The sequence below is a fragment of the Streptomyces sp. SAI-127 genome, assembly GCF_029894425.1.
GTDB lineage: Bacteria > Actinomycetota > Actinomycetes > Streptomycetales > Streptomycetaceae > Streptomyces.
The window spans coordinates 9,614,210-9,633,714 of sequence record NZ_JARXYJ010000001.1 but is presented as its reverse complement, the minus strand read 5'-3'; the positions used below and the strand labels follow the sequence as shown (position 1 = coordinate 9,633,714).

Genomic DNA, 19,505 nt, shown 5'->3' with positions numbered 1-19,505 from the left:
GAACTCCTACCTTCGCTGGGCGGCCAACCGGATGGGCGCGTTCGCCGCGCCGAACCCCGCATAGCCGCCGGTCCGCTGCACGAACTCGAAGAAGACGTGGCCGACCGTCTCGGTGTAGCAGTGCCGGAACTCGCCGCCCCGCTCGTCACGGTCGTAGAGGATGCCCAGTTCGCGGTAGGTCTCCAACTCGCCCTCCGCGAACTCGAATCGCGCCTCGAGGTCGTCGTAGTAGTTCGCCGGGACGCGCAGCAGCCCGGCCCCGGCCGCCCGGAAGCGGCGCACCGCGGCGACGATGTCGCCGACGGCGAACGCCACGTGCCGGGCGCGGGTTTCGCCGCCCTCCTCCGGAGCGGGCGCGAGGTTGAGGACCAGCCGGGGCCCGTCGGACGAGGCGGACAGGGCTCGGCTGCGGAACAGGCCGTAGGGGTCGGCGAGTTCGACGGTCTCGTGCGGGCTGAGGCCCAGCACCGTGCGGTGGAAGAGCACCGATTCGTCGAAGTGGTGCCACGGCTGGGTCAGCGCGAGGTGGTCGATGACGGTGGCTTCTCCGGGTCCGCTCTCGGCCGTGTACGTGAAGTCGTCGGTCCAGCTGGGGAGTTCGGGGCGGCCGGTCGAACAGAAGAGGACTTCGGTGCCGTCGGGGGCCGCTATCGACTCCAACGGAACGTCCTGTGCGGCACGGCGCTTGGGCAGGGCGGGCGCGAGCAGGGCTTCCGCGCGGCGGGCGGAGGCTGCCGGATCCGCCGTCTCCAGGCCTACGGCGGCCAGGGTGGTGTCCGTACGGCGACCGGCGGCACCCGTGTTGACCAGGATGCGGGCTCCGCCCTGCTCCCAGAGGTCGACCGGCTTGCCGTGATGGCGGGCGGTGCGGGTGAAGCCGAGGGCGGTGAGGAGTTCACCGACGGGTTCCGGGTCGCTGGTGGCGAGTTCCGCGAAGGCGACGCCGGAGGGGATCACCGGGGCCGGGAGCGGGGAGACGCCGGCGTTCTCCTCGAGGGCGAGCAGGGAGCGCAGCCCGTCCAGCGCGGTGCGGCCCGCGTCCGCCTGGCGGAAGACGTCGTTGAAGACCTCCAGTGAAAGGGGGCCGTCGTATCCCGCGTTCAGGACGTGGCGGAGAAGTCCGGCCACGTCGAAGCCGCCCTGGCCGGGGAAGCAACGGTAGTGGCGGCTCCACTGGAGGACGTCCATGGCCATCAGCGGGGCGTCGGCGAGCTGGAGGAAGAAGATCTTGTCGCCGGGGATGTCCGCGATGCCTTTGAGGTCCTCGGGTCCAGAAGCCCGGGAGAGGATGTGAAAACTGTCCAGGCAGGTGCCGAGCGCAGGATGGTCTGCGGCTTCGACGATCCGCCAGGCGTGGCCGTACGTGCTGACGTGCCGCCCCCACGCGAGTGCCTCGTAGGCCACCTTGATGCCGAACTCCTGGGCCAAGTCGGCGAGTCGGCTCAGCTGCTCGGCCGCGAGGGCGTCGTCGTCCACGGCCTGGGGGGCGATGCTGGAGCAGACGAGGACGGTGTCGGCGCCGAGCCTGCGCATCAGCTCGAACTTGTGCCGGGCGCGCCTGAGGTTGCGGGCGAAGATCTCTTCCGGGACCGCCTCGATGTCCCGCATCGGCTGGTAGAGGTCGATACCCAGACCGAGGTCGGCTGTACGGGCGGCGATCTCCTCGGGGGCGAGCGGGCTCGCCAGGAGGTCGTTCTCGAAGATCTCGACGCCGTCGAAGCCGGCCCGTGAGGCGGCCGTCAGCTTCTCGGTGAGGGTGCCGCTGAGGCAGACGGTGGCGATGGACTTACGCATACTCGCTCCCGAGGCCGTCACTGGGACTCCCAGCTGACCACTAGATGGTCCTATTGATCCGCTGTGCGGTCAGAGTAGGGGGCGTAGGCTCCTCGAGCAAGGGCCCAGGTTTCCCTGGTCCGCACAGCGGACTACGGTCGGGAGCAGCATCGGCCGAGGGCCGCGGGGAACGTACGGGGAGGCAGCGGGTGAGTGAGGGACAGTCGCGGGCGGGGGGTGACGCCGATCAGCAGGCGGGCGGGGTGCGCAGTGTGCGGCGGGCCTTCGACATCCTCACCCTGCTCACCGAGGACCGGCCCGTGATCAGCCTGCGGGAGATCACCGAGTCGACTGGGCTCGCCAAGACGACCGCGCTGCGTCTGGTGCAGACCCTGGAGGAGACCGGCCTGCTGGGCTCGCACCCGTCCGGCTACACCGCGGGTCCCGCGCTGTGGCGCTGGGCCTATCTCGCGCGCAGCCAGTGGGAGGTGCCGCAGGAGACCCGGAAGGTCATGCGCGATCTCGCGGACCGGCTCGGCGAGACCGTCAATCTCTTCGTCGCCCGGGGCGTCCACCGCATCTGCGTCGCCCACGAGGAGAGTCCGCACCCGCTGCGCCATGTCGTCGACGTCGGCGACGAACAGCCGCTGTGGGCCGGCGCCTCCTCGAAGATCCTGCTGCGGGACGCCTCCGAGGTGTTCCTGAGCCGGGTCGCCGCCGCCTCACCACAGGGCGAGGCCCATGTCGAGCGGCTGCGGGCCTGGGCCACGGAGGCGGCCGAGCGCGGCTACGCCGTCAGCAGCAGCGAGTGGGACGAGGGGCTCACCGCCGTGGCGGTGCCGGTGACCGGCCGCACCGGCAAGGTCGTCGCCTCCCTCTCCCTGAGCGGCCCCAGCCACCGCTTCCCCTACGAGGCCGTCGAGCGCTTCGCCACGGAGCTCGCCGAGGGCGCCCGCCTCATCTCCGGCCAGGGGTTCAGCCATCCACTGAGCAGCGCCGTCTGAGGCTGGTGAGAATTCCCGGCCGCCGTTGGCCGGTCCTCTCCTCAGCCGGAAGCCTGGTCACTGTCCTTCATCTCGCCCCAGCCGTGCCAGCGCTCGACCTCGATCCGGGCGCTGAAGCGGGTCCGGACCCGGTTCGGGTAGGCACGGCCGCCGTAGTGGGTGGAGAGGCGGTCGATGTCGACGAGGCCCTCGTCCTCGTACGTCTCGATCACGCGGCCGATGAGCGTGACGTGCGTGTACCAGTTGTCGCCGTCCAGGACGGTGAGCGTGACGCGCGGGTCGCGGCGCAGGTGCTTCAGCCGGATCCTGCCCTCGTCCAGGTTGATCAGGACACGGCCGTCCTCCCAGAGGTACCAGGTGGGGGTCGACACCGGCGTTCCGTCGGAGCGGAGGGTCGCCATCACGCACGGGTTGGGGCGCCGCAGCAGTTCGACGGCCGCGGGCGGCAGCGGGGGCTTGGACACGAAGGGTTCCTCCTCGGGAGCCTCGGGTTCAGGCGTTCTCGTCGAAACTCGCATAGTAGGCGGCGGCCATGTCCTCGTCGCCGTGGCCCTGGGCGGCGGCGCGTTCGAAGCGTTCGGCGCTCGCGGCGGCCACGTCCAGGCGGACTCCGCCCCGCTCACCGGCCTCGACGATCAGGCGGGCGTCCTTGGCGGCGGTGGAGACCGCGAACTGGGCCGGTGACAACTGGTCGTTGAGGACCAGGCCCGACTTGGCCCGCAGGTAGCCCATGTCCAGGGGACCGCCGTCGATGGCGTCGAAGAAGCCCTGCGGGTCCACGCCGAGGGCCTTCGCGAGGGCGAGGACCTCTCCGGCCGCGTTGGTCACCGCGAGCACCCAGCTGTTGGCGACCAGCTTCAACCGGGTCGCGCTGCCCTCGGCGCCGTCCTCGCCGGTCCACACCGTGCGCGCGCCGACCGCGTCGAAGACGGGGGTCACGGCACCCCGGCCGTCGACCGGGCCGGCCGCGAGGACCAGCAGCTGTCCGGCCTCGGCGGGCTGGCGGGTGCCCAGAACGGGCGCGTCGAAGAAGACCAGTCGGTGCTCGCGGGCGAAGGCGGCCAGGTCGGCGATCCCCTCGACGCCGGCGGTGGTCGACTGCACCCACGCGATGCCCGGGCGGAGCCCTTCGGTGGCCTGACGCATGACGTCCAGGGCCGCGGGACCGTCGTACAGCATGGTCAGGACCACGTCGGCGCCCCGCACGGCCTCGGCGGGGCTGTCAGCGATCTCGACGCCGTCCGCGGCCAGCGGCTGTGCCTTGCCGGCGCTGCGGTTCCAGGCGCGGACGGTGTGTCCGGCGCGGGCGAGATTGCGGGCCATCGCGGCGCCCATGATGCCGGTGCCCAGGACGCTCACGGTGAGCTTGTCGGTCATGACGTCAACTCTCTGCGGGGGTGCGGATGTGCGGTCGGTCTTCGAGCTTGCCGGAAGCGGCGCGGATCGGGGTGAGACGCTCCTGGGCCGGCGCGGCGGCGGGATTGCCGATCCGCGTCTCCTGTGTCGGGACGCGGGCCCGGTCACCGGGGAGATCCTCCACCGGCCAGGCGTGCGGCACATCGAACCGCTCCTCGGACTCACCGTCCCGCCTGGCGGTCCAGGCGGTCTCGGCGGCCGACACCTGGAACTCTACGACGTGCGTGGTCGGCGTCGGACCTCGCCTGCCCGGTGGACGGTCACTGCGTGGCCGGGACGGGTTCCAACGTGACGAATCCCTGCGTGTCCGCGGCCGGGAGCGGCGCGTCCGGGCCGTAGAGAAATCCGGCGAGGGCCGGTGTCGCACGGTAGGCGAAGACGGACGCCGGTACGCCGAGGATGGCCGGGGTGTCGAGGAGGAAGGGCAGCTCGCGGTCCAAGTACTCGGCGCCGATGGCGAGTTGGTCGACGGTCGGGGTCCAGTCGGCGGGCATCGTGGTGCGCGGGACGCCGGTGACCATGCGGGTGCGGGTGGCGTGGAACGCGGGCTGCTCCTGGAGTGCGCGGGTGATGCGGTCCAGGGCGGCGCGGTAGGCGGGGGTGTCGTAGAAGTCGGAGAACTGCGCGACGTGCAGCCGGGCCGGGTCGATCCGCGCGGCGGTCACGGCGCGGGAGATCCGGTTGACCGTCTGGCGTACGTCGCGGTGGGCGCGGGCGTGCCGGGGTTCGTATCCGCGGCCGAGGTAGGTGCAGGCGACGGTGTCGGTGCCGGGGTGGGCGAGGTCGACCCGGGTGAAGCGGGCTGCGGCCCAGCGCAGCAGGGCGACGAGGCGGTCCTCGGAGAAGTAGCCGTTGCCGGGACTGATGCCGAGGAACACGTGGTGTCCGGCTTCCACGAGGCCCGCGCAGCGCTCGGAGAAGGGGGTGGCGAGGAAGCCGTCTCCCCTCCGGGCCGCGGTGGAGGGTGCCGAGGCCGTCGGCATCGCCCAGTCGTGCATGGTTCCCCCGTGTTCCGCGCGGTCGGTGCGCCGTAGTGCTCGCGTCGTCGACATCGAGGCCAGGAGCAGTCGGTGATGCCGTCGGCCGATCGGCGGGGAACTCCCGCGGATGGCCCAACTGGGATGTCGGGGCGGGTGGTGCCCGCCCCCCACCACTCTCCCTAGCCGAGGGGCTTCTCGAGGATCGCCTTGCGGTGGCTGAAGGTCTCGATGGAGTAGCGGCCGTGGTAGTTGCCCATGCCGCTCTCCCCGACTCCGCCGAACGGCAGGTCGGAGACGGTGAGATGGGCGAGGGGCAGGCCGTAGCCGAGGCCGCCGGAGGAGGTCTCGTCGGCGATGCGGCGCCGCGTCGTGTCGGAGTCGGTGAAGACGTACAGCGCGAGTGGCTTGTCCCGGTCGTTGATGAAGTCGATGGCCTCGTCGAGGCCGGGGACGGTGACGATCGGCAGGATCGGGCCGAAGATCTCCTCCTGCATCACCGGGGACTTGGGGTCCACGTCGGCGAGGACGGTGGGCGCGATGTACTTGTTCGTACGGTCGCTCGCGCCGCCGACGACCGTGCGTCCCGAGTCGAGGAGGCCGGTGAGGCGGTCGAAGTGCCGTTCGTTGATGATGCGTCCGTACTCGCCGGAGTCGGCGGGGTCGTTGCCGTACAGCGTTTCCACGGCGCCGGCCAGCAGCGGCTCCAGGGCGGCCGCCGTCCGCGGGTCGGTCAGGACGTAGTCAGGGGCGACGCAGGTCTGCCCGGCGTTGAGGAACTTGCCGCGGGCGAGGCGGTCGGCGACGACGGTGAGGTCGGCGTCGCGGTCGACGAACGCCGGTGACTTGCCGCCCAGTTCGAGGGTGACCGGGGTCAGGTGCTCGGCGGCGGCGCGCAGGACGATACGGCCGACCGCGCCGTTGCCGGTGTAGAAGATGTGGTCGAAGCGCTCGGCCAGCAGGGCCGTGGTCTCCGGGATGCCGCCCTCGACGACGGCCACGGCGTCCGTGTCCAGGTGGGCGGGCAGCAGCCGGGCGAGGGCGGCGGAGGTGGCCGGGGCCAGCTCGCTCGGCTTGGCGACCACCGCGTTGCCCGCGGCGAGGGCGCCGACCACCGGGGCGAGCAGCAGCTGGGCCGGGTAGTTCCAGGGTGCGATGACGAGGACGACGCCGAGCGGGTCGTACTGCGTCCGGGCGCTCGCGTCGGCGCCGAGGTGTGCCGGGACCGGGGCGGACTCGGGCCGCAGCCAGTCGGCGAGGTGGTCCAGGGTGTGGTCGATCTCGCGGATCGTGAAGTCGATCTCGGTGCGGAAGGCCTCGGTGGAGCTCTTGCCCAGGTCGGCATGGAGGGCGGCGGCCAGCTCCGTGCCGTTCTCCGTGAGCATCTCGCGCAGACGGCGCAGCTGGGTCGTACGCCATTCGACGGGCTTGGTGCGGCCGCTGCGGAAGGTGGCGCGCAGTCGGGCCACGACGTCGGCGGGCTGCTCGGGGACGGGGTGGTTCACGGGTGCCTCGCTGGGGTGGGCGGGCCTTGCGGCCTCGGTCTCGACGGTCAGATGTATATTGCAACCTTTTCGCGTCCGGGTAAATTCCGGGCCGCCGTCAGGACTTTCCGTGACGAGGTGACAGCGATCGGCGGCGGTGTTCGAGGTAGGTGCGCTCCGCCGGATTCTCGGTGAGTTCCGCGGCCTTCGCGTACGCGTCCGCGGCCTCCCGGTCGCGGCCGAGACGGCGCAGCAGGTCCGCCCGGACGGCGTGGAGGACGTGGTAGCCGTCGAGGTCCAGCGCGTCCACCAGGGCGAGGGCCTGCGCGGGACCGTCGGTCTCGGCCACGGCGACCGCCCGGTTCAGGGCCACGACAGGACCGGGAGCCACGGCCATCAGCTGGTCGTACAGCCGGCGGACCTGCCCCCAGTCGGTGGGCGCGTCGCTGTGCACGGCCTGGATGGCGGCCTGGATCTGGTACGGCCCCGGCCGGTTCCGGCGCAGGCACCGTCGTACGAGTGACTGGCCCTCCGCGATGAGCGCGTGGTTCCAGCGGCCGGGGTCCTGCTCCGACAGCGGCACGAGCTCACCGTTGCCGTCGGTGCGGGCGGCCCGGCGGGACTCGACGAGCAGCATCAGTGCGAGGAGACCGGTGACCTCGGGTTCGTCCGGCATCAGCTCGGCCAGCAGACGGCCCAGGCGTACGGCCTCCGCGCACAGGTCCGCCGTACCGCCGTAGCCCTCGTTGAAGATCAGGTAGACGACGGCGAGCACTCCCTTGAGCCGGTCGGGGAGGTCGGCGTCGCGGGGGACGCGGTAGGGGATGCGGGCGTCGCGGATCTTGGCCTTGGCCCGGACGAGGCGCTGGGCCATGGTCGGCTCGGGGACGAGGAAGGCGCGGGCGATCTGAGCGGTGGTGAGGCCGCCGAGCAGGCGCAGGGTGAGGGCGACCTGTGCCTGGGGTGCGAGGGCGGGGTGGCAGCAGGTGAAGATGAGCCGGAGCCGTTCGTCGCGCACGGGGCCCTCCTCGGGCGGTGCGTCGGGGGCGTGCAGCAGGGCGGCCTCGGCATGGCGGGCCTCTCGAGTGGACTCGCGGCGCAGCCGGTCGATCGCGCGGTGACGGGCGGTGGTGATGATCCAGCCGGCCGGGCTGGGCGGCACACCCGTCTCCGGCCAGCGCAGCACAGCCGTGGTGAAGGCGTCCTGGACCGCCTCCTCGGCGAGGTCGATGTCGCCGAGGAAGCGGACCAGGACCGCGACCGCGCGGCCGTACTCCTCGCGGAAGACGCCGTCGATGTCCAGGGTCATCAGTCCTCGGACTCGTGCTGGAAGGGGCGCACCTCGATGGGCAGGGTGGTGGCCAGAGCCGCCTTGCGCGCCCATTCCAGGGCCGCGTCCAGGTCGGGCGCCTTCACGATGCAGAGTCCGCCGAGCTGTTCCTTGCCCTCGGCGTACGGCCCGTCCGTGATCAGCACGTCGCCGTCACGGGGCCGCAGCACGGTCGAGGCGTCAGGGCTGTGCAGTCCCCCGGCGAAGACCCAGGCCCCGGCCTCGCGCAGCTCCTGGTGGAAGGCGTCGAGCCGCTTGCCGATCTCGGCCAGAACCTCGGGTGCGGGCAGTTCGTCCCAGCCGGGCTGCATGACGTTGAGCAGGTAGTACTGCATGTCGCTCTCCTCCTGTGAGTGTGTCTCACCTCCTACACGAACGGCACACCCCCGGATCGACACCGCGCGCGACGGGATCGGGAGAATCTTGTCCATGACCACCGCACCGCACCCGCTCCTCGCCACCGCCCACGCCCTCGCGGCCGGCCTCCTCGCCCCGCACGCGGCACGGGTCGACCAGGAGGGCGTCCCCGCGAGCCACCTCGACGCGATCGGGCGCTCTGGCCTGCTCGGGGTGAGCGCGCCGACGGAGTACGGCGGTGCGGGCGCCCCGGACGCGGTGGCGCGGGAGATCCAGGAGATCCTCGCCGGGGCGTGCTGCTCCACGTGGTTCGTGCAGACCCAGCACCACTCGCCGGTGCGGCTGCTCGCGCAGTCCGCCCTGCCGGTGCGGGAGCGGCTGCTCGGGCCGCTGGCGACCGGTGAGCTGCTGGCCGGGATCGCGTTCGCGCACGTCCGCGCCTTTCCGCGGGTGCCGGTGCGGGTGACGGCCGAGCGGGACGGCTGGCGCTTCGACGGGACAGTGCCGTGGTTCACCGGCTGGGGTCTGAACGACGTGATGCTGCTGGCCGGGGTGACCGAGGCGGACGAGGTGGTGTTCGCGTTCACCGAGGCACGCGAGCAGCCGGGACTGCGGGCGTCGGAGCCGATGCGGCTCGCGGCGCTCACCGCGGCCCGGACGGTCTCCCTGGATCTGGACGCCCTGTGGCTGCCCGATGACGCGGTGGTGCTGCGCACTCCGCAGGAGAAGTTCGCGCTGGTGGACCAGCCCCGCAACACCAACGCCTCCCCCGCCGTCTTCGGGGTGGCGTACGCGGCGCTCCGCGTACTGGAGGAAGCCGGGGAGTCCGAGACCGCGGGTGCCCTTCGCGGCCGCCTCGACGAAGTGCGCGGGCAGGCGTACGCCTTGGCCGACCACCCCGTCCCGTATGAGCGCGTCGACGAACGGCTGGCGCTCAAGACACGGTCGTACGACCTGATGCGCACCGCCACGACCGCGGCCGTCGTGGCCGGGGGCGGCCGGGCCATGGGCCTCGACGGTAGGGCCCAACGGCTGTTCCGCGAGGGGATGTTCCTGCTCGTGCAGGGACAGACCACCGAGGTGCGCCGCGCACACCTGGACGCTCTGGCGCAGCTCTAGGCAAGGAAGTCGAGCAGAGCGGCCGTGAGATGTGCGGGGGCGTCCTCCTGGACGAGGTGACCGGCGCCCGGGACCGTTTCGAGGCGTGCGCCCGGGATGCGCGCGACGAGTTCGTGCCCCTTGTCGACGGGGATCCAGGTGTCGTCCTCGCCCCAGCACACCAGGGTCGGGACCGCGATCTCGCCGTACCGGTCCTGCACTTCGTCGGTGTGGCGCTGGTCGGCCTGGGCGATCTGGCGGTAGAAGGCCGCCTGTCCCGGGTCGCCGAGCCAGGGTTCGACCAGCCGGTCGAGGACGGCGGGGTGCAGGTTGGGGCTGCTGGCGGAGCCGACGTACTCGCGGACGAGGGCCCGGTGCAGGGCGGGCGGCAGTTGGTCGAAGACGTCGGAGTGCTTGCCGACGAGTTTGAAGAACGGCGATCCCCAGGGGGCCAGCGCGACCGGGTCGACCAGGGCGAGCGACCGGTAGCGGGCGTCGTGCAGCAGATGGGCCCGCAGGGACACGGCGCCGCCGAAGTCGTGGGCCACGACCCGGGGTCGGTCGAGGTCCCAGTGCGCCAGCAGCTCGGTGAAGACCCGGCCCTGGGCCGCCAGGGAGACATCCTGGCCGGCGGACATCTCCGAGGCCCCGTAGCCGGGCATGTCCCACACGAAAACGTGGTGGCGGCGGGCGAGGGCGCGGGCGACTCCACGCCACACATAGGAGGAGAAGGGCGTGCCGTGGAGGAGGACGACCGGGTCCCGGCCCGGGTCTCCGAGGCTGTCCCAGCGGACCTCACCGGAGCTGCTGCGGAATGTCCTGGTCAACGGCCAGTCGCTCACGGGCTGTTCCTCTCGACGGTTACGCAGGTCGAGCCCGTGAGCGTACGTGGTGACGGCCTAGCTCGCGAACGGCACCTGCGCCGAGGGCGCGGCCCGGTCGCCGGACGGGTGCTGCCACAGCCCCTGTGCCGCCAGGCGCGGCAGGACTCCCTCGCCGAACCAGTAGGCCTCCTCCAGATGCGGGTAGCCGGAGAGCACGAACTCGTCGATGCCGAGCGCGTGGTACTCCTTGATCCGCTCCGCGACCTCGTCGTGGCTGCCGACCAGCGCGGTCCCCGCGCCGCCGCGCACCAGGCCGATGCCGGCCCACAGGTTGGGGTGGATCTCCAGGCCGTCCCGAGCGCCGCCGCCGTGCAGGGCGAGCATCCGCTGCTGCCCCTCGGACTCGCTGCGGGCGAGCCCGGCCTGCACCGACCTGACGGTCTCGGGGTCGAAGCCCTCCAGGAGGCGGTTCGCCTCGGCCCAGGCCTGCTCGGAGGTGTCGCGCGTGATGACGTGCAGGCGGATCCCGAAGCGCAGGGTGCGGCCCTCCTTGGCCGCGAGCCCCCGGATCCAGGCGATCTTCTCGGCGACCTGCGCGGGCGGCTCGCCCCAGGTGAGGTACACGTCGACGTACTTGGCGGCGACCTCCCCGGCGATGGGCGAGGACCCGCCGAAGTACACCTCGGGCACCGGGTCGGGCACGCGCGCCAGTTTCGCGTCCTCCACCCGGAGGTGCTCGCCGTGCAGGTCGACGGTCTTGCCCTCCCACAACCCCCGTACGACGTCGAGGAATTCTCCGGTACGGCGGTAGCGGGCGTCCTTGTCGAGGAAGTCCCCGTAGGCCCGCTGCTCGTGGCTCTCCCCGCCGGTGACCACGTTGAGCAGCAGCCGCCCGCCGGTCTGCCGCTGGAAGGTGGACGCCATCTGCGCGGCGAGGGTGGGTGAGACGAAGCCGGGCCGGAAGGCGACCAGGAACTTCAGGCGCTCGGTGTGCTGGCTGACCATGGCGGTGGTCAGCCACGCGTCCTCGCACCAGGCGCCGGTGGGCGTGAGCGCCCCCACGAAGCCCAGGTCCTCGGCCGCGCGGGCGATCTGGCTCAGGTAGGCGACCGTCGGCGGCCGGTCCCGTCCGGAGACGGTGGCGGGCGTGCCGTGACCGCCGCCCACGACATGGCGGCTGTCGCCGTTGGTGGGCAGGAACCAGTGGAAGGTGAGGGACATGGGGGCTCCGATCTGGAAGGTCCGCAGTTGGTCAGAGGAGGCCGTGGCGGGGTGGCCGGGTGCCGTTGAGCACGTACCTTCCGATGTGCTGGATCTTCCAGCGGGTCGGGTCGTGCAGGGTGTGGGTGCGGGCGTCGCGCCAATGCCGGTGCAAATTGAGGGAGTTGAGCGCCGATCGGGTGCCGGACACCTCGAACAGGGCGCTCGCGACCTCCACCGCGGCCTGCGCCGCCGACACCTTGGCCGCGGCCACGGCGATGGACGCCTCGGCCGTCGAGTCGTCGGTGAGATCGGCCCGCGCGGCTTCCACGGCACTGGCGGCTTCCCGTAGCAGGGCCTCGGACCCCCTTACCTGGATTGCCAGTTCGCCGAAGCGCTGGATCAGCAGGGGGTCCTCGGCGGCGGTCTCGACACCGCTCTCGAACCACGGACGGCTCTTCGTCCGGACGAACTCCGCCGCCGCCGCGAGCGCTCCCCCGGCGATCCCGGCGTCGATGGCGGCGTGCAGCAACTGGGCGACGGCTCCATGGAGTTGGGGGCCCTCGAAGGTGAGGTGGTGGGGCAGGACCCGGTCGGCCGGGACCTCGACGCCCTCGAGACGGACGGTGCCGCTGGCCGTCGTACGCTGGCCGAGTCCGTCCCAGTCGTCGATCACCGTGAGGCCGGGAGCGTTGCCGGCGACGTAGGCGACGTGCAGTTTGTCGTCCTCGGCGCGGGCCAGCACGGGGATCCAGTCGGCGAACAGGGCGCCGGTGGAGTAGTGCTTCACGCCGTCGAGGACGTACGAGCCGGCCGGCCCCGGGTGCAGGCGGGTGCGGATGTCCTGGACGTGCTTGGTTCCGGCCTCCGACTGCGCGTTGCCGAAGCGGCGGCCGGCGAGCAGCTCGGCGAAGAAGAACTTCCGCTGTTCGTCGGTGCCCTGACGGTGGATGACGTTGACGTAGGCGAAGTGGCTCTGCGGGATCTGGGACAGGCTCGCGTCGGCGGAGGCGAGCAGTCGGAAGATCTCGGCGAGGGTCGGCGCGCCGACGTCCGCCCCGCCGTGCTCGACGGGGACGGTGACGGCGAGCAGCCCGGAGGCAGAGAGCCGGTCCAACTCCTCGCGCGGAAGCCTGCGTTCGGCGTCCCTGGCGGAGGCGCCCGCGCGGAACTCCTCGGCCAGCGACGCGGCGACCGCGAGGGCCTCCGCGTCGTCGGCGATCACATGGGCGGTCATGTCCTTCAGCCCGCCGCCGCGAGCACCGGCCGCCGTCCCAGCGCGGTCGAGAACTGGTCGACGACCTGCGTGAGCGCCTCGGTCGCGGCCGGCGCCACGGTCAGCGAGCCGTCCTCCTGCACGGTGATGTCCTTGTCGAGGGTGAACCAGCCCTGCACGATGTGTGCCGCGCCCATGGAGCTGAGGACCGGGCGGAGCGCGTAGTCGATGGCCAGGACGTGGGCGGTGGAGCCGCCGGTCGCCAGCGGCAGCACGGTCTTGCCGAGGAGGGCGTACTGCGGGAGCAGGTCGAGCAGGGCCTTGAGGACACCGGAGTACGACGCCTTGTAGACGGGAGTGCCCACGACGATCCCGTCGGCGCGCTCGAAGAGCTCGGTGGCCTCGACGATCGCCGGGTGCTTGAAGTCGGCGCCGAGCAGGGCTTCGGCGGGGACGGTGCGGACGTCGAGCGGGATCACCTCGTGACCCTGCGCGGTCAGGCGCCGGTCGAGGTGGCGCAGCAGCCGGTTGGTGCGGGAGGAGGCGGAGGGGCTGCCGGAGACGGACAGGACGGTGGCCATGAGGTCCTCTTTCGGGGAGGAGGGGCGCCCCCTGTTCAGGAGGGGGCGCCCCTCGGGAAGGGGTCAGGAGTACCAGGTGGGCTCGGGCAGCTCGCCTTCCAGGACCCAGCGGCCGACCTCGCGCCGCTTGTACGCGACCGGGTCGTGGAGGGTGTGGGTGCGGACGTTGCGCCAGAACCGGTCCAGGCCCTCCGAGGTGGCCGTGGAGCGGGCGCCCGTCACCTCGAAGATCCGGTGGGAGATCTCCAGGGCCACGTCGGTGGCGCGGGCCTTGACCGCGGCCACCCGGACCTCGAAGTCCCCTCGCGTCTGCTCGGTGACCGCGTCGGGGTCGTCGTGGAGCTTCTGTCCCTCGGCGGCGACGGCGTCGGCGAGGGCCTCGGCCGCCCAGAGCTTGGCGGTGAGGTCACCGTAGATGTCGATGACGTACGGCTCGTCGACCGCGCGCTCGTAGCCGCCGTGCAGCCAGGAGCGGGACTTCTCGCGGGTGTAGGTGGCGGCCGTCTCCAGCGCGCCGCCCGCGATGCCCAGGTAGAAGTTGACGAAGACCAGCTGGATGGTGGGGACGTTGAGGGTGTTGTAGACGCGCGGCTGGAAGACCTTGTCGACATATCCGGCCGCGTTCGACCAGGGGGTGCGGACGCCGTCGAGGGTGACGCGGCCGCTCTCGGTGAGGCGCTGTCCGATGTTGTCCCAGTCGTCGTGGAAGGTCAGGCCTTCCGAGTCGGAGGGCACGATCGCGAAGACGTGCTGGTCGGTGCCCTCCAGGACGCCTTCCAGGACGGTGACGTCGGAGACCTTGCTGCCGGTGGAGAAGGACTTGCGGCCGGTGTAGACGAGGTCGTCGCCGTCCTCGGTCACCACGACGTCCTTGTCGCGCGGGTTGACCGCGCCACCGAAGAACCAGCGGTTGCGGGACGCCTCGGCCTCGACGTGCTCCCACTGCTCGCGGGTGCCGACCAGGCGGGCGGCCCAGAACCACAGGTAGTGGTAGCCGAGGAGCTGGCCGATGGAGCCGTCGGCCCTGGCGACCTCGCGGACGACCCGGTAGGCGGTGGGCCAGTCCTGGCCTCCACCGCCGTGCTCGGTGGGGCCGAGCAGGGTGACGAGACCGGCGTCCTTGAGGAGCTGCACCTCGGCGTACGGGGTGGCGCCCACGTGGTCGCGTTCGGCGGCGTCGGTGGCGAGGACGGCGGCGACCTCGGCGGCGCGGGCGATCCAGTCCTGGGCGGTCGCGGGGGTGGGGCGGGTCTGCCAGTCGGTGGGCGTGACGGTGCTCATGCGGGTGACCTCTTTCGCGGGGTGGGGGGATCAGGCGTCGGAGTCCGGGAGCTGGGCCTCCAGCTCCCGCACGAGCGGCAGCACTCGCTTGCCGAAGTACTCGACCTCCTCGTGGTAGTGCAGGAAGCCGAGAAGGAGGAGGTCCACCCCGAGCTTCTTGTAGGCGACGATCCGCTCGGCGATCTGCTCCGGCGTGCCGATGAGGCCGGTGCGGAAGCCGTCGTTGTACTGGACGAGGTCCTCGAAGGTGGAGTCCTGCCACATGCCCTTCTTGTCGCCGGTGGACTGTCCGGCCTGCTTCACGGCCGCGCCGAATCCCTCGACGGCCTCCGTGTCGGCCTTGGCGACGATCTCCCTCAGCGTCTCGCGGGCCTCGGACTCGGTGTCCCGGGCGATGAGGAAGCCATTGAGGCCGAACTTCGGTGCCCTGCGCCCGACTTCGGCGGCGGACTTGCGGACGTCGGTGATCTGCTCGACGACTCCGTCGAAGTCCTTGCCGTTGGAGAAGTACCAGTCGGAGACCCGGCCGGCCATGGCGCGGGCGGCGCTGGAGTTGCCGCCCTGGAAGATCTCCGGGTGCGGCCGGTCCTCGGTGTTGAGTGGCTTGGGCTTCAGGGTGAAGTCCCGCAACCGGTAGAAGTCACCGCCGAGTTCCGCGTGGTCCTCCGTCCAGATCTTCCGCAGGGCGGTGATGAACTCCTCGGAGCGGCGGTAGCGCTCGTCGTGCTCCAGCCAGGGTTCACCGAGGGCGGTGAACTCGCCCTTGAACCAGCCCGATACGACGTTCACGGCGAAGCGGCCCTTGGAGAGGTGGTCGGCGGTGGCGCCGAGCTTGGCGAGGACGCCCGGGTGCCACAGGCCGGGGTGGACGGCGGCGATGACCTTCAGGCGCTGGGTGGCGAGCAGCAGGGCGAGGCTGAAGCTGGTCGACTCGTGCTGGTACTCGGCGCCGTAGCTGGCCATGTAGCGGACCTGGCTGAGGGCGTAGTCGAAGCCGTTGTTCTCGGCGAGGACGGCGAGTTCGCGGTTGTAGTCGTAGCCCCAGTCGGTGCGCTGCTCGATCTTGCTGGTGACCAGTCCCCCACTGACGTTGGGGACCCAGTAGGCGAATTTCACGGGCGCGGCAGGCATGCGTGACTCCTGTTGCGGAATGTTTTCGGGCACGCCGAATTCAAGAGGTGCGCGGGCACAGGGAATTCAGGCGGGGAAACTCTCGGAAAGAGGGAAAGCGCGGCGGATCACAGGAGGTTGATCAGGCCGCGGCGCAACAGGAGGCGCTGGAGACGCGCGCGAGGTCGACATGGCGTCGCCGCGTGAGGTCCAGTCGCATCTTCATGCCGTCGATCGTGACAGCCGGTGGCGAGAGGCGTCAAGGAGAACCCGACCGGTCTCGTATCGCGGACCATTGAATTTCACGAACGTGTGACAGGGAAACCCTTGAACCGGGCGGGAAAAGGACCGCATTCTGCGGGGCATGCGGACGGAACAGCTGGAATACATCGCCGCGGTGACCCGGCTCGGCTCACTGCGCCGGGCGGCGGACGAACTGCGCCTGTCACAGCCCGCGTTGAGCGAGACCGTTCGGAACCTGGAGCGGGAGCTCGGGGTCGACCTGCTGGAGCGCAAGCGGTCCGGGGCGACGATGAGCGCGGAGGGCCGGGAGCTGCTGCCGCACATCGTCGGTGTGCTGGAGGCGGTGGACCGGCTGCGGGCGGCGGCGGGCGAGCAGCACCGCATCAGCCGTATGGTCCGGGTCGGCACGGTGAACGCGGCGACCGTGCCGCTGCTCATTCCGGCGGTCGAGGACTTCCGGGCCGCTCATCCGGTCACCCAGGTCGAGGTGGTCGGCGCGCAGCAGACGGACATCCACCGGGCCCTGTCCGAGGGCGGGTTCGACCTCGGTCTGGTCAATCACCTCGACGGTGACGACACGCCTGCCGGATTCGAGTCCACGCAGCTGCTGCGGGGGCGGCCGGTGGTGTGTCTGCGCCCGGACAGTCCGCTGGCCGCGCGGGCCTGCGTGCCGGTGGACGACCTGCTCACCCAGCCGTTGATCGCGATGCGCACCGGCTATGTCATGCACCGTTTCGTCCACCGGCTGCTGGGCCATCGCGGCTCGTCCTTCGCGTACTCCACCGACGGCGCCGAGATGGGCAAGCTGATGGTGGCCGAGGGGCTGGGGGTGACCGTGCTGCCCGACTTCAGCGTGGTCGGGGATCCGCTGGAGCGGCAGGGCACGATCACCCACCGGCCGATCGAGGGCGACACGACCCGGGTGCTGCTGATGCTTCAGCGCCGCAGGGCCGAGTCCGTGCCGCGGGCGGCCCGGGACCTGCACGAGGTGTTCGTCCGCAGGGCCCGGCACCTGGGCGGGACCCTCACCCCGCCCGGCTGAACCGCTCCGAGCAGGGACATGCCCGTTCGTTCCCGTTCGCGCCGCAGGGCCGAGTCCGTGCCGCGGGCGGCCCGGGACCTGCACGAGGTGTTCGTCCGCAGGGCCCGGCACCTGGGCGGGACCCTCACCCCGCCCGGCTGAACCGCTCCGAGCAGGGACATGCCCGTTCGTTCCCGTTCGCGCCGCAGGGCCGAGTCCGTGCCGCGGGCGGCCCGGGACCTGCACGAGGTGTTCGTCCGCAGGGCCCGGCACCTGGGCGGGACCCTCACCCCACCCGGCTGAACCGCTCCGAGCAGGGACATGCCCGTTCGTTCCCGTTCGCGCCGCAGGGCCGAGTCCGTGCCGCGGGCGGCCCGGGACCTGCACGAGGTGTTCGTCCGCAGGGCCCGGCACCTGGGCGGGACCCTCACCCCACCCGGCTGAACCGCTCCGACGAGGAGCGGGCCCGTTCAGTCCTCGTCGCGCCCCGGGACGACCACGAGGAACGCGTCCGACTTCAGATCCATCACGACGGTCGCGGGCTCACCCTTGGCCCGGCGCTCCGCCGCGTACTCCTCCGCCGGCCATGATCCGCGAGGAGCTCCCGCAGGAAACCGCTCCAACACCTTCGCGCCCATAGCGGCGAACACCTCCAGCATCGATGTACGACTCGAACCGTCCTGTCCCGTACGAGTGCGGCTTCCCGCGATGGGCGCGATCATGTTCCCGAGCCCGCGTTTTCGTCCACGGCGTTGGCCGTCGGCAGGAACCGGACCGGCGCAGCACGGTCACGAATGCGTCCCAGCCGCTGCTCGCCCTACTCCTGCTCCGGTTCCGGTTCCGGTTCCGGTTCCGGGACGGGACGGGACGTGCCAGGGGCAGCGGGCCCAGAGCGGTCGAGGCGGCCGTGTGCGCGGTCGGCGCGGCAGCCGGGGCGCGGCCACACCGCCGACGAGTTCACGAGGCACCGCATCCGAAGCGAGCCACGGCACGGAAGTGATCAGCAGGGGGGACCCGGACGAAGGACCGAGGGCCGATGGAGCACGACGACACGCGAGAGGGACTGCGCTGCCTGGTGACCGGCGCCACGGGATACATCGGCGGCCGGCTCGTCCCCGAACTCCTCTCGGCGGGACACGGGGTGCGCTGTCTGGCCCGCTCCCCCGACCGGCTGCGCGACCATCCCTGGGCCGACCGTGCCGAGGTGGTGGCCGGTGACGTGACCGACGCCGCGTCCGTCGCCCGCGCACTGGCCGGGGTGGATGTGGCGTACTACCTGGTGCACGCGATGAGCTCCGGCCGGGGCTTCGAGGAGACCGACCGCAGGGCGGCGCTGATCTTCGCCGAGCAGGCCCGGATCGCGGGCGTGCGGCGGATCGTGCACCTCAGCGGGCTCACCCCGGCGGGCGTGCCCGAGCACGAGCTCTCCCCGCATCTGCGTTCCCGTGCCGAGGTGGCCCGCATCCTGCTCGATTCCGGGGTCCCGACCACGGTCCTGCGGGCGGCCGTGGTCATCGGGTCGGGTTCCGCGTCCTTCGAGATGCTGCGGTACCTGACCGAACGCCTTCCCGTGATGATCACCCCGAGCTGGGTGCACACCCGCATCCAGCCCGTGGCGGTCCGCGATGTGCTCCGGGCCCTCGTCGGCAGCGCCCGCATGCCGTCGGACGTCAGCCGGGCCTTCGACCTCGGCGGCCCGGAGGTGCTGACGTACCGGCAGATGATGCTCAGGTACGCGGCGGTCGCCGGACTGCCGCGCCGGATCATCCTTCCGGTGCCGGTGCTCACCCCCGGGCTCTCCAGCCACTGGGTGGGCCTGGTGACACCGGTGCCCGCCTCGATCGCCCGGCCGCTCACCGAGTCACTGCGGCACGAAGTGGTCTGCCACGAGCACGACATCGCCCGCCATCTCGCCGGCCCACCCGGTCGTCCGATCGGCTTCGACGAGGCCGTACGACTGGCTCTGCAGCGGGTTCGGGAAGCGCGGGTCACGACACGGTGGTCGTCGGCCTCGGTGCCGGGCGCCCCCAGCGATCCGCTGCCCACCGACCCCGACTGGGCGGGCGGAAGTCTCTACAGCGACCACCGGGAGCTCCCGGTCGACGCCTCGCCGGAGGCCCTGTGGCGGGTCATCGAGGGCATCGGCGGCGAGAACGGCTGGTACTCCTTCCCGCTCGCGTGGGCGGTGCGGGGCCGGCTGGACCGGCTGGTGGGCGGGGTCGGGCTGCGCCGGGGGCGCCGGGACGCGGCCCGGCTGCGGATCGGCGACTCGCTGGACTTCTGGCGGGTCGAGGCGATCGAGCCCGGCCGGCTGCTGCGGTTGCGGGCCGAGATGCGGCTGCCGGGCCTGGCCTGGCTGGAGATGCGCGCGATCACGGACGAGGACGGCCGCACTCGCTACCGGCAGCGCGCCCTGTTCCATCCGCACGGTCTGCTCGGCCAGGCCTACTGGTGGAGCGTCTCCCCCTTCCACGCGATCGTCTTCGGCGGCATGGCCCGCAACATCGCCCGGACCGCGGCCGGTTCGGCGGCCCGCGATCCGGAGCACACCCCTGCCCACTGACCTCCCGGCACCTGCCCGCATCCCGGA

At 71.8% G+C, this 19,505-nt stretch carries 22 protein-coding genes; 7 read left to right on the top strand and 15 right to left on the bottom strand.

What is annotated here, in order from left to right:
• Positions 1 to 6: 6 nt before the first annotated feature.
• Entirely contained in the window at positions 7 to 1,794 is a 1,788-nt protein-coding gene (locus M2157_RS44100) for a sugar phosphate isomerase/epimerase and 4-hydroxyphenylpyruvate domain-containing protein (protein WP_280855523.1), read from the bottom strand.
• A 188-nt stretch (positions 1,795 to 1,982) separates the two neighbouring features.
• Here M2157_RS44100 and M2157_RS44095 point away from each other — a divergent pair, with 188 nt between their 5' ends.
• Complete coding sequence (locus tag M2157_RS44095) at positions 1,983 to 2,777, top strand: IclR family transcriptional regulator (protein WP_280855524.1); 795 nt, start codon at positions 1,983 to 1,985, stop codon at positions 2,775 to 2,777.
• Positions 2,778 to 2,818: 41 nt separating this feature from the next.
• On the opposite strand, the gene M2157_RS44090 is transcribed toward M2157_RS44095, so the two are convergent.
• The 7 genes from M2157_RS44090 to M2157_RS44060 all read right to left on the bottom strand — a co-directional run bounded on the left by M2157_RS44090 (position 2,819) and on the right by M2157_RS44060 (position 8,319).
• Positions 2,819 to 3,241, bottom strand: coding sequence for a PPOX class F420-dependent oxidoreductase (locus M2157_RS44090; RefSeq protein WP_280855526.1), 423 nt, complete (start codon positions 3,239 to 3,241; stop codon positions 2,819 to 2,821).
• Between the two features lie 28 nt (positions 3,242 to 3,269).
• Positions 3,270 to 4,154 (bottom strand): NAD(P)-dependent oxidoreductase, encoded by an 885-nt coding sequence (locus M2157_RS44085; protein WP_280855527.1) that lies wholly within the window; start codon positions 4,152 to 4,154, stop codon positions 3,270 to 3,272.
• 4 nt (positions 4,155 to 4,158) lie between these two features.
• On the bottom strand, positions 4,159 to 4,398 hold the full coding sequence (locus M2157_RS44080) for a hypothetical protein (protein WP_280868002.1): 240 nt from the start codon (positions 4,396 to 4,398) through the stop codon (positions 4,159 to 4,161).
• A 55-nt stretch (positions 4,399 to 4,453) separates the two neighbouring features.
• A complete protein-coding gene (locus M2157_RS44075) occupies positions 4,454 to 5,245 on the bottom strand; it encodes a tRNA-dependent cyclodipeptide synthase (protein ID WP_280868001.1) in 792 nt (263 codons plus the stop codon).
• A gap of 107 nt (positions 5,246 to 5,352) precedes the next feature.
• Positions 5,353 to 6,675, bottom strand: a complete 1,323-nt coding sequence (locus tag M2157_RS44070; RefSeq protein WP_280855530.1) for an aldehyde dehydrogenase family protein — start codon at positions 6,673 to 6,675, stop codon at positions 5,353 to 5,355.
• Between the two features lie 97 nt (positions 6,676 to 6,772).
• A complete protein-coding gene (locus M2157_RS44065; RefSeq protein WP_280855532.1) occupies positions 6,773 to 7,963 on the bottom strand; it encodes an RNA polymerase sigma factor in 1,191 nt (396 codons plus the stop codon).
• Complete coding sequence (locus M2157_RS44060; RefSeq protein WP_280855533.1) at positions 7,963 to 8,319, bottom strand: YciI family protein; 357 nt, start codon at positions 8,317 to 8,319, stop codon at positions 7,963 to 7,965. The genes M2157_RS44065 and M2157_RS44060 overlap by 1 nt, the downstream gene beginning before the upstream one ends.
• A 94-nt stretch (positions 8,320 to 8,413) precedes the next feature.
• Between M2157_RS44060 and M2157_RS44055 the strand changes: the two genes are divergently transcribed.
• Complete coding sequence (locus M2157_RS44055; RefSeq protein ID WP_280855534.1) at positions 8,414 to 9,460, top strand: acyl-CoA dehydrogenase family protein; 1,047 nt, start codon at positions 8,414 to 8,416, stop codon at positions 9,458 to 9,460.
• On the opposite strand, the gene M2157_RS44050 is transcribed toward M2157_RS44055, so the two are convergent.
• From M2157_RS44050 to sfnG, 6 genes are all read right to left on the bottom strand, one after another.
• Positions 9,457 to 10,281, bottom strand: a complete 825-nt coding sequence (locus M2157_RS44050; RefSeq protein ID WP_280868000.1) for an alpha/beta hydrolase — start codon at positions 10,279 to 10,281, stop codon at positions 9,457 to 9,459. The genes M2157_RS44055 and M2157_RS44050 overlap by 4 nt on opposite strands.
• A gap of 57 nt (positions 10,282 to 10,338) precedes the next feature.
• The gene (locus M2157_RS44045) at positions 10,339 to 11,484 is read right to left on the bottom strand and encodes an LLM class flavin-dependent oxidoreductase (RefSeq protein ID WP_280867999.1); all 1,146 of its coding nucleotides are present in this window, start codon (positions 11,482 to 11,484) and stop codon (positions 10,339 to 10,341) included.
• 31 nt (positions 11,485 to 11,515) lie between these two features.
• A complete protein-coding gene (locus M2157_RS44040; protein ID WP_280867998.1) occupies positions 11,516 to 12,700 on the bottom strand; it encodes an SfnB family sulfur acquisition oxidoreductase in 1,185 nt (394 codons plus the stop codon).
• A gap of 5 nt (positions 12,701 to 12,705) precedes the next feature.
• Positions 12,706 to 13,260, bottom strand: coding sequence for an NADPH-dependent FMN reductase (gene ssuE / locus M2157_RS44035; RefSeq protein WP_266520273.1), 555 nt, complete (start codon positions 13,258 to 13,260; stop codon positions 12,706 to 12,708).
• Between the two features lie 63 nt (positions 13,261 to 13,323).
• Positions 13,324 to 14,541, bottom strand: a complete 1,218-nt coding sequence (locus M2157_RS44030) for an acyl-CoA dehydrogenase family protein (RefSeq protein ID WP_280867997.1) — start codon at positions 14,539 to 14,541, stop codon at positions 13,324 to 13,326.
• A 30-nt stretch (positions 14,542 to 14,571) separates the two neighbouring features.
• The gene (gene sfnG, locus M2157_RS44025) at positions 14,572 to 15,672 is read right to left on the bottom strand and encodes a dimethylsulfone monooxygenase SfnG (protein WP_280855539.1); all 1,101 of its coding nucleotides are present in this window, start codon (positions 15,670 to 15,672) and stop codon (positions 14,572 to 14,574) included.
• Between the two features lie 343 nt (positions 15,673 to 16,015).
• Here sfnG and M2157_RS44020 point away from each other — a divergent pair, with 343 nt between their 5' ends.
• Genes M2157_RS44020 through M2157_RS44005 form a run of 4 tightly spaced genes read left to right on the top strand, consistent with a single transcriptional unit; the run spans position 16,016 to position 17,359 of the window.
• Complete coding sequence (locus M2157_RS44020; RefSeq protein ID WP_280855540.1) at positions 16,016 to 16,936, top strand: LysR family transcriptional regulator; 921 nt, start codon at positions 16,016 to 16,018, stop codon at positions 16,934 to 16,936.
• An 18-nt stretch (positions 16,937 to 16,954) separates the two neighbouring features.
• The gene (locus M2157_RS44015; protein WP_280855541.1) at positions 16,955 to 17,077 is read left to right on the top strand and encodes a hypothetical protein; all 123 of its coding nucleotides are present in this window, start codon (positions 16,955 to 16,957) and stop codon (positions 17,075 to 17,077) included.
• An 18-nt stretch (positions 17,078 to 17,095) separates the two neighbouring features.
• Positions 17,096 to 17,218, top strand: a complete 123-nt coding sequence (locus M2157_RS44010; protein WP_280855541.1) for a hypothetical protein — start codon at positions 17,096 to 17,098, stop codon at positions 17,216 to 17,218.
• 18 nt (positions 17,219 to 17,236) lie between these two features.
• Positions 17,237 to 17,359, top strand: a complete 123-nt coding sequence (locus tag M2157_RS44005; RefSeq protein ID WP_280855541.1) for a hypothetical protein — start codon at positions 17,237 to 17,239, stop codon at positions 17,357 to 17,359.
• A 26-nt stretch (positions 17,360 to 17,385) separates the two neighbouring features.
• On the opposite strand, the gene M2157_RS44000 is transcribed toward M2157_RS44005, so the two are convergent.
• The gene (locus tag M2157_RS44000; RefSeq protein ID WP_059208846.1) at positions 17,386 to 17,574 is read right to left on the bottom strand and encodes a hypothetical protein; all 189 of its coding nucleotides are present in this window, start codon (positions 17,572 to 17,574) and stop codon (positions 17,386 to 17,388) included.
• Between the two features lie 377 nt (positions 17,575 to 17,951).
• On the opposite strand from M2157_RS44000, the gene M2157_RS43995 reads away from it, so the two are divergent.
• Positions 17,952 to 19,478 carry an SDR family oxidoreductase gene (locus tag M2157_RS43995; RefSeq protein ID WP_280855542.1) on the top strand — a complete coding sequence of 509 codons (1,527 nt, stop codon included), beginning with the start codon at positions 17,952 to 17,954 and terminating at the stop codon, positions 19,476 to 19,478.
• The last annotated feature ends 27 nt before the right edge of the window (positions 19,479 to 19,505 follow it).

What these genes read in the sequence shown, in the direction of transcription:
- M2157_RS44100 (WP_280855523.1), bottom strand. Translation starts at nt 1,794, where the DNA reads ATGCGTAAGTCCATCGCCACCGTCTGCCTCAGCGGCACCCTCACCGAG.
- M2157_RS44085 (WP_280855527.1), bottom strand. Translation starts at nt 4,154, where the DNA reads ATGACCGACAAGCTCACCGTGAGCGTCCTGGGCACCGGCATCATGGGC.
- M2157_RS44075 (WP_280868001.1), bottom strand. Translation starts at nt 5,245, where the DNA reads ATGTCGACGACGCGAGCACTACGGCGCACCGACCGCGCGGAACACGGG.
- M2157_RS44065 (WP_280855532.1), bottom strand. Translation starts at nt 7,963, where the DNA reads ATGACCCTGGACATCGACGGCGTCTTCCGCGAGGAGTACGGCCGCGCG.
- M2157_RS44060 (WP_280855533.1), bottom strand. Translation starts at nt 8,319, where the DNA reads ATGCAGTACTACCTGCTCAACGTCATGCAGCCCGGCTGGGACGAACTG.
- M2157_RS44055 (WP_280855534.1), top strand. Translation starts at nt 8,414, where the DNA reads ATGACCACCGCACCGCACCCGCTCCTCGCCACCGCCCACGCCCTCGCG.
- M2157_RS44045 (WP_280867999.1), bottom strand. Translation starts at nt 11,484, where the DNA reads ATGTCCCTCACCTTCCACTGGTTCCTGCCCACCAACGGCGACAGCCGC.
- M2157_RS44040 (WP_280867998.1), bottom strand. Translation starts at nt 12,700, where the DNA reads ATGACCGCCCATGTGATCGCCGACGACGCGGAGGCCCTCGCGGTCGCC.
- ssuE (WP_266520273.1), bottom strand. Translation starts at nt 13,260, where the DNA reads ATGGCCACCGTCCTGTCCGTCTCCGGCAGCCCCTCCGCCTCCTCCCGC.
- M2157_RS44030 (WP_280867997.1), bottom strand. Translation starts at nt 14,541, where the DNA reads ATGAGCACCGTCACGCCCACCGACTGGCAGACCCGCCCCACCCCCGCG.
- sfnG (WP_280855539.1), bottom strand. Translation starts at nt 15,672, where the DNA reads ATGCCTGCCGCGCCCGTGAAATTCGCCTACTGGGTCCCCAACGTCAGT.
- M2157_RS44020 (WP_280855540.1), top strand. Translation starts at nt 16,016, where the DNA reads ATGCGGACGGAACAGCTGGAATACATCGCCGCGGTGACCCGGCTCGGC.
- M2157_RS44015 (WP_280855541.1), top strand. Translation starts at nt 16,955, where the DNA reads ATGCCCGTTCGTTCCCGTTCGCGCCGCAGGGCCGAGTCCGTGCCGCGG.
- M2157_RS44010 (WP_280855541.1), top strand. Translation starts at nt 17,096, where the DNA reads ATGCCCGTTCGTTCCCGTTCGCGCCGCAGGGCCGAGTCCGTGCCGCGG.
- M2157_RS44005 (WP_280855541.1), top strand. Translation starts at nt 17,237, where the DNA reads ATGCCCGTTCGTTCCCGTTCGCGCCGCAGGGCCGAGTCCGTGCCGCGG.
- M2157_RS44000 (WP_059208846.1), bottom strand. Translation starts at nt 17,574, where the DNA reads ATGCTGGAGGTGTTCGCCGCTATGGGCGCGAAGGTGTTGGAGCGGTTT.
- M2157_RS43995 (WP_280855542.1), top strand. Translation starts at nt 17,952, where the DNA reads ATGGAGCACGACGACACGCGAGAGGGACTGCGCTGCCTGGTGACCGGC.